This is a genomic window from Methanosaeta sp. UBA356 (assembly GCF_002496465.1).
GTDB lineage: Archaea > Halobacteriota > Methanosarcinia > Methanotrichales > Methanotrichaceae > Methanothrix > Methanothrix soehngenii.
On record NZ_DAKC01000084.1, the window covers coordinates 1 to 9,617 of the forward strand.

At 52.1% G+C, this 9,617-nt stretch carries 9 protein-coding genes and 1 pseudogene; 5 read left to right on the top strand and 5 right to left on the bottom strand.

Features of this window, described 5'->3' with window-relative positions; all coding sequences use genetic code 11:
- Both BP727_RS07230 and BP727_RS07235 read left to right on the top strand, forming a co-directional pair.
- On the top strand, window positions 1-406 hold a 406-nt coding region (locus BP727_RS07230; protein ID WP_286858074.1), incomplete at its 5' end, for a PqqD family protein.
- Window positions 387-1,730 carry a B12-binding domain-containing radical SAM protein gene (locus BP727_RS07235; protein WP_286858076.1) on the top strand — a complete coding sequence of 448 codons (1,344 nt, stop codon included), beginning with the start codon at window positions 387-389 and terminating at the stop codon, window positions 1,728-1,730. The genes BP727_RS07230 and BP727_RS07235, both read left to right, overlap by 20 nt.
- Before the next feature lie 220 nt (window positions 1,731-1,950).
- Here the strand turns inward: BP727_RS07235 and BP727_RS07240 are convergent, their stop codons facing one another.
- Complete coding sequence (locus tag BP727_RS07240) at window positions 1,951-2,316, bottom strand: type II toxin-antitoxin system PemK/MazF family toxin (protein ID WP_273278464.1); 366 nt, start codon at window positions 2,314-2,316, stop codon at window positions 1,951-1,953.
- A gap of 356 nt (window positions 2,317-2,672) precedes the next feature.
- On the opposite strand from BP727_RS07240, the gene BP727_RS07245 reads away from it, so the two are divergent.
- Window positions 2,673-3,101: a hypothetical protein gene (locus tag BP727_RS07245; RefSeq protein ID WP_157863804.1), complete on the top strand. Its 429-nt coding sequence runs from the start codon at window positions 2,673-2,675 to the stop codon at window positions 3,099-3,101.
- A gap of 9 nt (window positions 3,102-3,110) precedes the next feature.
- A complete protein-coding gene (locus BP727_RS07250; RefSeq protein ID WP_286858079.1) occupies window positions 3,111-5,348 on the top strand; it encodes an ATP-binding protein in 2,238 nt (745 codons plus the stop codon).
- A 224-nt stretch (window positions 5,349-5,572) separates the two neighbouring features.
- Here BP727_RS07250 and BP727_RS07255 read toward each other — a convergent pair whose 3' ends face one another.
- Together BP727_RS07255 and BP727_RS07260 are read right to left on the bottom strand one after the other, a co-directional pair.
- On the bottom strand, window positions 5,573-6,712 hold the full coding sequence (locus BP727_RS07255; RefSeq protein WP_286858081.1) for a radical SAM/SPASM domain-containing protein: 1,140 nt from the start codon (window positions 6,710-6,712) through the stop codon (window positions 5,573-5,575).
- Window positions 6,685-7,620 carry a polyprenyl synthetase family protein gene (locus BP727_RS07260; RefSeq protein WP_286858082.1) on the bottom strand — a complete coding sequence of 312 codons (936 nt, stop codon included), beginning with the start codon at window positions 7,618-7,620 and terminating at the stop codon, window positions 6,685-6,687. Before BP727_RS07260 ends, BP727_RS07255 begins: the two co-directional genes overlap by 28 nt.
- 132 nt (window positions 7,621-7,752) lie before the next feature.
- On the opposite strand from BP727_RS07260, the gene BP727_RS07265 reads away from it, so the two are divergent.
- On the top strand, window positions 7,753-8,343 hold the full coding sequence (locus tag BP727_RS07265) for a hypothetical protein (protein WP_273278466.1): 591 nt from the start codon (window positions 7,753-7,755) through the stop codon (window positions 8,341-8,343).
- A 37-nt stretch (window positions 8,344-8,380) separates the two neighbouring features.
- On the opposite strand, the gene BP727_RS07270 is transcribed toward BP727_RS07265, so the two are convergent.
- Both BP727_RS07270 and BP727_RS07275 read right to left on the bottom strand, forming a co-directional pair.
- The gene (locus BP727_RS07270) at window positions 8,381-8,797 is read right to left on the bottom strand and encodes a CoA-binding protein (protein WP_273278467.1); all 417 of its coding nucleotides are present in this window, start codon (window positions 8,795-8,797) and stop codon (window positions 8,381-8,383) included.
- A gap of 568 nt (window positions 8,798-9,365) precedes the next feature.
- Window positions 9,366-9,617: pseudogene (locus BP727_RS07275) on the bottom strand (nuclease); the annotation flags it as partial.

The window sequence follows — 9,617 nt, forward strand, 5'->3', positions numbered from 1 at the left end:
GACATTTGGACGAATAGTAATAGGTTCCATCTTAAGCGAAAGAAAGTTGATCAAAAGCGAGGTGGTATTGCCCAAAAAGGAGAAATTGGTGGTAAATTACGCAGACTACGCATTTGCTCATCCTATTCGCTTGCATCCCTCATGTTGGGTAGATGATGGAGATCATCTTGCAGGCGTACACCCTAAATCCAGTCTTCCCTTTTTTATTAACTCTTCTGGCTCAATCATTTGTCGCCTTTGCACAGGAAAAAATAGTATTAAAGAGATACAAAAAGAGCTCAAAGAAATCTGGTTTTCAGTTGCCGATGATGTATTATTAAGGGATGGACTATCCTTCCTGATGCTGCTGGAAGAGATGAATCTAATAGAATTTGTGGGGCGGAAAATTGAAGGTACTGCTCATTAATCCCCCTGGTTGGGTTGGAGATAGAATCCCGTTAGGTTACGATCTAGTGCCATCGGTGCCTTTGGGTTTGGGCTACCTTGCATCAACTATGGAATCTGAAGGCATAACTGCTAAGATCGTTGACATGGATTGGGGTGGTTTTTCCAAAGAGGAATTAGTCGATATGATATCGAAATTCGATCCTGATATCATAGGAATAACATCCTTCACCTCCAATTATGCAAATGCTGTGGACATTGCCAAAGCAGCAAAATCGCACAATCCTAATATCAAAATAGTATTCGGTGGCGTACATGCTACATTCATCCATCGAGATGTGTTGCACACGATTCCTGAAGTGGACATAGTTGTTCGATATGAAGGAGAGCGAGCGATATGCGAAATCTGTGATGCTCTGGATAGGGGAAGAAAGCTAGAAAATGTCAAAGGAATCAGCTTTCGCCATGATAATCGGGTATTTTCCACACCACTTAGGCATAGGATAGAAAATCTTGATAGCATACCGTTCCCCGCTTTTCATCTATTGGAGCCCTCGATTGAGCATTACATAGGGGAGGGAAAAGAGAAGGGCTTTCCCATAATAACTACTCGAGGATGCCCCTTCAATTGCATATTTTGTTCCACAGCAGCACTTCACGGTCGCAAATACCGTACAAGAAGCGCAAATAATGTCTTAGATGAGATGGAATTTGTACAAGATAAATACAAAATAAATGTAATCAGCTTTGCAGATGATAATTTCACCATGAAACGAAATAGAGTTATTGAACTATGCAGAGGCATTAAAGAAAGAAATCTCGATTTTGAATGGGGTTGCAGCGCCAGGGTGGACCTATTATCAAAGGATTTATTGGAGGTGATGAATTCCTCTGGCTGCAAAAATATATTTTTCGGTATAGAATCCGCATCTCAAAGGGTACTTGATACGGTTAAGAAGGGCTTTAGCATTGAGAAAGCAAAGGAGATGGTAAAGCTCACTGAGAAAATGGGAATAAAAACACATTGTTCATTTATCCTAGGCTTGCCGAACGAGACCGTGGAATCGATAGACGAGATGATCAGATTTGTTGAAGAGACTATGCCATCGGGAAGAGTGCTTCCTAACGTTTTGGAAATACTTCCCGGCACCGAGCTATGGGATAAAGAGAGCGAATATTTTGGAAATACGCCATCCATACCAGCTGCAGACATAATCAGAGTTCAATTGGAGCTTTTCTACAAATTCTTTGAGATAAGTTCAAAAGGGAGGGAATTGCTTACGATTGAGCCACCAGATATTGAGATCATTGGCGGACCGGCTTCATTTGCGCAGACGCAAATGTAAATGGATATAATCCAATAATAGTTCTAATAATATTTTTATATAGTTAATGTGATAATTGCGGGCCGGCCCCGCAGGCTTGTTCAAGAGCAGAAGAGGCGCTGGCCATCTTCGAGCAGATCGAGAGCTCCTGCGCGGAGCGTGTGCGGAGGCAGCTGGCGGAATGGCCGGGATAAGGTGGCAAGGGCATGTCCAGGGACTATCCCGCTCTATAATTATGGCCCTAGATAGCAGAAACGTCGTTGAACATCAAGCATTCAGCCAATTTCGCATTTACATCTCGTTTGAGATCATCATCTGCTTTCCCGAGTATGCCCTCAATGAACATCTTCTCCAGGGTCGCTATCTTGTCGATTAGGAGCCAAGACTCCTCTTTCAATCCTGTTGCTTTGAAGGAGAGCGTGCCTTTGCGTATTAACAAATCCGATGGCAATGGAGGATCTGGACGTTGTGTAGTCATGGGGGCTATGGTCACATCCAAATGTCCTTCATGAAGGACTAAAGCAGGCCTCAGCTTTGTGGAACTGAGATCTGTAAAAGGAAAGTGAACTAAAACTATGCTTCCCTTAGGCATTCTGGGAACTTGCATGCTACCTGAATCTGACTTTAAGATCCTCTACGGTATAAATATCAGGCTCATTTTCGAGAAGCGAGGCTAAAGCCCTCTCGGATAGTCTCATAAGGCCTCTGGTAATTGCTCTGTCTTCGCCAAGCTCCGACAGATCGCAAGGAAGTTGCGAGGTCTCCCCTGAACTCTCACACATAGATACTACTTGTGGATTCTTGATATTTAAAACATGGGTGGAAAATAGCCTGCTATCGAGAGTTGAGCGAGTTCCTGGACCTGAGCCGGTCAGAGCTACCCAGATCATCCTACCTGAGCATCAAATCCAGAAAGGCTTATCATTTCAGCCCTCTCAACACACCATCAAGGATGTGATGCAGATGGATCCATTAACGCTGGCCGTCATAGCCGCCCCGTTTGTGGCCAAAGGGGCGGAAGCCTTCTCCAGCTCGGCAGGCGATAAGCTGGGCGCAAAGGTCGGGGAGCTATGTCAGGCGGTGATAGACAAGTTCAGGGGCGACTCCGATGCAGAGGAAACTCTGGCCCTCGCCCAGAAGAGGCCGGACTCCAAAGGGCAGCAGAGTGCGCTCGAAGAGATTCTGGCGGAGAAGCTAAAGGACGACCAGGATTTCGCAGCAAAGGTGCAGAGGCTGGTGGACGATCTGCAGAAAGGAGGCGGCGGCAGGACGGCCTTCGACCAGCGGGGCCAGACTGTGCACGGCTCGCAGACCAATATTGCGGGAAATGTCAACAGGCCTGTTCTCTCTGGAAACTTCAGCGGCCCGGTGAACACGGACAAATCCAAGTAAAAGCGAACCATGCCAGATAATAAATCCCGTTTCGACCAGCGTGGCCAGAAGGTGATCGGCCAGCAGATCAATGTGGCAGGGGACGCTACTCTCCCGCCTCCTCCTCTGGTCCTCGTCCCTCACCTGCCCGCTCCACCAAGGGACTTCACCGGCAGGGACGAGGAGCTAAAAGACCTTCTGGCAGACTTTGACCGGGGAGCCACCATCACCGGCCTGCGGGGTATGGGCGGCATCGGCAAGACAGCACTGGCTTACGCAATGGCCGAGAAGCTTGCCGGGTGCTATCCTGACGGCCAGGTTCTGGTCGAGCTGCGGGGGACGAGCCCGGAACCGATGACTGCAGGGGAGGCCATGGCCAACGTGGTAAGGATCTATTATCCGGTGGCTAAGCTGCCAGATAGCGAAGCGGAGCTGGCCAGAATCTACCACTCTCTCCTTCACGACTTGCGGGTATTGCTGCTGCTGGACAATGCAGCAAGCCGGGAGCAGGTCGAGCCGCTGCTGCCTCCTTTAAGCTGCGCTGTGATCGTCACCTCTCGAAACAGGTTTTCCCTGCCGGGATTGAAGCCAACGGACCTGGATGTCCTGCCCCTGGAGGATGCCAAGAAGCTGCTCCTAGAAATAGCAGATCGCATAGGCGGCCAGGCAGATGAGCTGGCCAGGCTGTGCGGCTGCCTTCCCATTGCCCTGCGGAACGCGGCATCGGTCCTAGCTGAAAGAAAGGATCTGGGAGTGGCCGAGTATCTGGAAAGATTGCAGGAGGCCAGGAACCGGGTGGAGCTGGTTGAGGCATCTTTTGGCCTGAGCTACGATCTGCTCAGTCCGGAGCTGCGGAGGCTGTGGTCTATGCTATCCGTTTTTCCCGCCGGCTTTGACCGGGTGGGAGCGACGGCAGTATGGGCAATGGATCAAGATTCTGCAGCCGGTTCCTTGAGCGACCTGGTGAAGTGGAGCCTGGTGGAGTTCGATCCAGCCATCGAGCGCTACCGCCTGCATGACCTGGCAAGGGACTATGCCGCCTCCCGGCTGCAGGCCGATGAGAAGGCGGAGGCGGAAGAGCAGCATGCTGAGCACTACATAAATATGCTTTCTTCGTCCAAGGAGCTTTACAAGCAGGGAGGAGAGAACCTCCTGGCAGGTCTCGCGCTATTCGACCGGGAATGGTCCAACATTCAGGCAGGCCAGTCTTGGGCGGAGAGGAACCTGCAGGATAAAACTGCTGCAGTCTCGCTCTGCAGCTCCTACCCCGAAGCCGGTATCTACGTGCTGGATCTGCGCCTGCACCCAAAAGAGAGGATTTGCTGGCTGCAGACGGCATTGGCTGCGGCAAAAGGGGAAAAGGACCGGCGGCGCGAAAGAAACCATCTGGGCAACCTGGGCAATGCCTGCAAAGACCTGGGCGAGCCTCGCAAAGCCATCGAATACTATGAGCAGGCCCTGGCCATCTCCAAGGAGATAGGGGACCGAGGGGGCGAAGGAAACCACCTGGGCAACCTAGGAAATGCCTACAAAAACCTGGGCGAGCTTCGCAAAGCCATCGAATACTATGAGCAGGCCCTGGCCATCTCTAATAAGATAGGGGACCGGCGGACCGAAGGAAACCACCTGGGCAACCTGGGCACAGCCTACGCCGCATTGGGCGAGCCTCGCAAAGCCATCGAGTACTATGAGCAGGCCCTGGCCATCTCCAAGGAGATAGGGGACCGGCGGACCGAAGGGAATCACCTGGGTAACTTGGGCAATGCCTACGCCAACATTGGCGGACCTGGCAAAGCCATCGAGCACCACCATCAGGCCCTGAGCATCTCCAAGGAGATAGGGGACCGAAGGGGCGAAGGAAACCACCTGGGCAACCTAGGAAATGCCTACGTCGTCTTGGGGGAGCCTCGCAAAGCCATCGAGTACTATGAGCAGGCTCTAGCCATCGCCAGGGAGATCGGAGACAGAGGGAATGAAGGACACTGGATTGGCAACCTGGGCGCAGCCTACGCCGTCTTGGGGGAGCCTCGCAAAGCCATCGAGTACTATGAGCAGGCTCTAGCTATCGCCAGGGAGATCGGGGACAGAAGGAATGAAGGAATCAACTCCTGGAATCTGGGGCTTGAATATGAGAAGGCCGGAGACATCGAGCAGGCCTCCGATATTATGCAGCTCTGTGTCGACTTCGAGCGAGAGATTGGCCACCCGAATGCAGAAAGCGATGTCCGCTATCTGGAGAATCTCCGAGCCCGGCTGGGGGAAAAGTGAATGCAGCCACTCCAAAATTCTGCTATGTCCAGCTTGCGCTCCTGTAAACTGTTCTGCTGGCATTATTGAGCCGGGATTTCAGGCACCCGCTTATGCCTCGTTTATGTTCTCCGACGCATCTTCAAGTCCCTCTCCTTCGGAAAGGCAGCCAGGGAGGCCAGGACACTCGCCCACATATCTGCTTTCATCGGTAATATTAAATTTCATTTCGCCCGGAATTCGACCTACTTCCCTAGTATCTCCTTATGCGCCTCCCTGAATCCGGGATCCCTCATCTGGCAGGAGCACCTCCCCTTGAACCAGGGATAGCGGGTCATCTCCCTCCAGATCTCCTCCAGGCTCTTCTCTTTTATGTTCCCGAAGCCCAGAGGCATATAGGCGCAGGGCAGGGCCACTCCGTCCCCGTCCACATGAATCCATCTTCTCCCAGCAAAGCAGCCGAACATCTCCGGGCTCAACAGATACGGCAGTGCGGAGACCCTGGGCCCCTCCATTCTGTTCTTCTCCTTGTGGAAGCTCTCCAGCCTGGCCACATCCCCGGATGTGAGCACCTCATCCTCGTGGGTTGCCCAGCGGCCCACTGCCACGATCTCGTAGAGGGATAGCTCTTGCACCCCCAGCTCTGCAGCCAGACTGAATGCATCCTCCAGATAATCGATATTATGTGGGGAGGTCACCATGAACAGGTCCACCAAAAGACCCGCTTCCAGGGCATTGCGAACCCCGGATAAGGCGTCCTGAAAAGCACCTTTGCGCCCCCGGAAGCGGTCATGCTGCCCCTCGATGGGGCTGTCGATGCTAATCCGTACCGCATAGAGCCCCGCATCTTTCAATTGCTTCGCAAGCTCAGCTGTCAGGTGGTAGCCGCTGGTGAAGCTGGTGGCAATTGCCCGCTGGTCGACCGAAGAGACTAGGTCGGGCAGATCCTTGCGGAGCATGGGCTCTCCACCGTCGAAGGTCACCAGGTACGAGCCCATATCCAGGGCTTGGGAGATCGCCCCCTTGATCACGTTGCTTGAGAGTATCTCCCCCTGACGGGAGGGGGCGGAACAGTGCAGGCAATCGTTGGGGCAGGCCTTCACTACCGCAATGGAGAACTGATCGGGCACCGGACGGCGGATCATCGCCCCCACCTGAGCATTCAGCATGCGGTCGAAGGCAACGCTTGGGGCGGGAGGAATCCAGGTGGAAAAGATGAACCTGTCCGGGCCGGAGCTGATGGATTTTTCCGTTGCAAAGACCTTGTTGATCTGGTCGATTATCGGCTTTGCCAGAAGGGCAGCCGGGCCGCGGGCAGAAAGATGAATTCCTTTAGACTCCGCCGAGGCCTCGATCTTCAGCAGAGGCTTTTTTGCGATCTGCATCTTTGCAGTCCCCGGCAGGTCATCTCATCCACAATCTCCAGGAGCTGGAGCTTTTTCTCTTCATCCCCATTCAAGGCCTGGAGGGCACCTTTGGCCTGGTTGCAGTGATCATCGGTGACTTTTATGCACATCTGCACCACGTTGGCGGTATCAGATCCAATGTCCGAATCAGCATCAAAACCAGCATCAGAATCGGTATCATGAGAAGCTGAACGAGAGCTTCGGCTGGCATAGATCTTGGGAAGGGTGACCGAGGTCTTCTGGGAGGACTTCCCCTGATCTAGGCCCAGGAACTCCTCCAGGTCATCGAGGACCTGATAGCCCAGGCCCAGATGCAGCCCATAGCTCTCCAGCCTGGCCACATCCTCTTCCCCTGCCCCGCTGATCAGCCCACCGATCTTGGCTGAGGCGGAGAAGAGGGATGCCGTCTTTCTGGTGATACACTGATAGTAATCCTCAGGCGAGCCTGCGCAGGAGAGGTCCATCAGTTCTCCCTCGGACATGTCCATGCAGGCGCGAGAGAACGCCTTTATCACCGGCTGGCTATAGCCGGATATCAGGTCGATCGACCTGGAGATGAGCCAGTCGCCAGCCAGGAGTGAGGCCTCAGGACCAAAACGCTCCAGAGCACTGGGCGAGCCCCTTCTCTCTATGCCGTGATCTAAAATATCGTCATGCACCAGGGATGCGGCATGAACCAGCTCAATGGCCAGAGCAGCGCTTATGGACTGGGCAGGAGGGGTGCCGAGAGCCTCTGCAGAGAGAATAAGAATGAGTGGCCTGACCCTCTTTCCCGGCGCGGAAAGCACATAGCTCAGTATCTCCCCCAGAGGGGAATCGGGCAGGTCCCTCACCAGTGCGGCAAGCTCTTTATTGATGAGATGGTACTCATCCCGGGCGGAGAACATCGATCCAAGTAGTATCGGCCAGGCTATTTAGCTTTTGCTGAGGAAGACATTGAGGCGATGGATCGAATATCAATAACTATTAATAGTAATCAATCACCTTGATATTTAAGAAAATTTTGGGAGGAGGAGTAGATGCACAAAAAAATGATATTGCTTTTGCTCATCACCTGTACTGCATTTGCAGCAAATTCAATGGCCCAAGAGCCAGCAGAACTCAATAAGAATATTCTGATGAAGGAAATTTCCGCTCCAGACTCTTTAGCTGCCTCAGCCACACCAGCCAAAGTCCCTTCAGCGATTGCAGTGGTTGATACTGCTCAAGCATCAGCAGTCGCTCCCCTTGCGGGAGCAGATCTCAGACCTGCATTATGGGTGGATTGTTATACTGGAGATTTTGAAGATGTCTTGGCGAGAAGAGGTTTCCTCTTTGTAAGGAATATATATGTTTATGTATATAATAGCGGAACTAGAGCAAGCAGTGCTGCAGTAGGGAAAATTGAATTCTTCGATGTATTGACAGATAGAAATGTAGTATCTGAGTTCAATGTGGATCCAACTGAATCCAAGAAATGGGGAAATATTCGTCCAAGAAATAGTGTAGCAGGACCTTTCATCATCAAGAAGGATACAGGAATTACTGCCAGCGTCACTTTCCGCCCCACCTCTACCAGCCCATCAAAGACCAGGACGATCATAGAAAAAGAATGCAGCATTCTTATTTGATCTTCCATTAAATATTCATTTTTTTTTAAAACATAAATCAAAGTAGTCTGTTAGACTCTATTTTTGCGCACCTTCCCGCAACCACCCGGTATCCCTCCTGATCCAGATGCTTTATGGCCTCCGGGCTCTCTGTTCCCGGCTGCATCCAGAATACCCCAAAGCCCTTCTTCTTCGCCTCCTCGGCCAGTGCGGGGACGGCAGAGGGCCGACGGAAGACATCGACGATATCGATATCTTCCGGGACGTCCTGGATGGAGGCTAAGACCTTCTCGCCCAGGATGGTCTGGCCGGCGCAGTTGGGGTTCACCAGATAGAGCTTGAAGCCGTGCCTTTTCAGGACCTCGGATACGAAGTAGCTGGGCTTGTATGGGTCAGGAGAGATGCCGACTACACAGATGGTGCGGCAGCTGGTGAGGGCATCTTTCAGGTCTTTGTCATCTCTGAGTATGGCCATGAGATCTGATATGGCCGGGATAGGATAAATAGGGTTGCCACTATCTCTCTTGGCTCTTCGCTGTATCGAGTGGGTAGCGGGATAATTAACCCTGGTGGTTTACGGAATACGGAATAAAACCGCAGAGGCGCAGAGCGCACGGAGTACGAACGAACGGAGACGACTATTTGCTCATAAATATGCTATTTTTTTCAAGTGCTGGTAATAAGGTAAATTTCCACGTCTCTGCGAACTCTGCGTCTCTGCGGTTAATATTCGTAGCTGAATATTCAGATACATGGTAGTTACGGAATAAAACCTCAGAGTCACAGAGCGCACAGAGGATCATGAAAAATTTCGAATTCCTGTGACTAGCGCACGAACCCACACCAAATAGCGAGGAGCCTCTATCTTCTTTGTGCCTATTTGTCTCTCTAGTAAAATCGGGATGCTTGGGCCTCACCACAAAGGCGCAAAGGCACAAAGAAAAACTTTCTGCAGTACATCGCCCATACAATGAGGCATTGCGTGGAGGCGGGAACACCGCCGCGCGAAACACCACCGTCCAAAGATCGATTGATAGTTACCCTCAACTCTTCTTGCAGAGCACCTTGTCCAGGAATATCAGGTTCTCCGGGGACTCGGTCAGTCGGACCCGATCTCCTTTCACATCAACTACCGCGTCCAGCCGGGTGAAGTGGACCTGAGACACCCTGACCAGGGGCTCGCATCGGGCCTGCAGGTGAGCCCGGAATCCGTCCATCATCCCTCCGTCTCCCATGTAGTCAACCAGGCGGCGGAAGAGCTTGGGGAGGATCACCACATTCTCGGTAAGGGGCTC

What these genes read in the sequence shown, in the direction of transcription:
- BP727_RS07240 (WP_273278464.1), bottom strand. Translation starts at nt 2,316, where the DNA reads ATGCAAGTTCCCAGAATGCCTAAGGGAAGCATAGTTTTAGTTCACTTT.
- BP727_RS07245 (WP_157863804.1), top strand. Translation starts at nt 2,673, where the DNA reads ATGGATCCATTAACGCTGGCCGTCATAGCCGCCCCGTTTGTGGCCAAA.
- BP727_RS07250 (WP_286858079.1), top strand. Translation starts at nt 3,111, where the DNA reads ATGCCAGATAATAAATCCCGTTTCGACCAGCGTGGCCAGAAGGTGATC.
- BP727_RS07255 (WP_286858081.1), bottom strand. Translation starts at nt 6,712, where the DNA reads ATGCAGATCGCAAAAAAGCCTCTGCTGAAGATCGAGGCCTCGGCGGAG.
- BP727_RS07260 (WP_286858082.1), bottom strand. Translation starts at nt 7,620, where the DNA reads ATGTTCTCCGCCCGGGATGAGTACCATCTCATCAATAAAGAGCTTGCC.
- BP727_RS07265 (WP_273278466.1), top strand. Translation starts at nt 7,753, where the DNA reads ATGCACAAAAAAATGATATTGCTTTTGCTCATCACCTGTACTGCATTT.
- BP727_RS07270 (WP_273278467.1), bottom strand. Translation starts at nt 8,797, where the DNA reads ATGGCCATACTCAGAGATGACAAAGACCTGAAAGATGCCCTCACCAGC.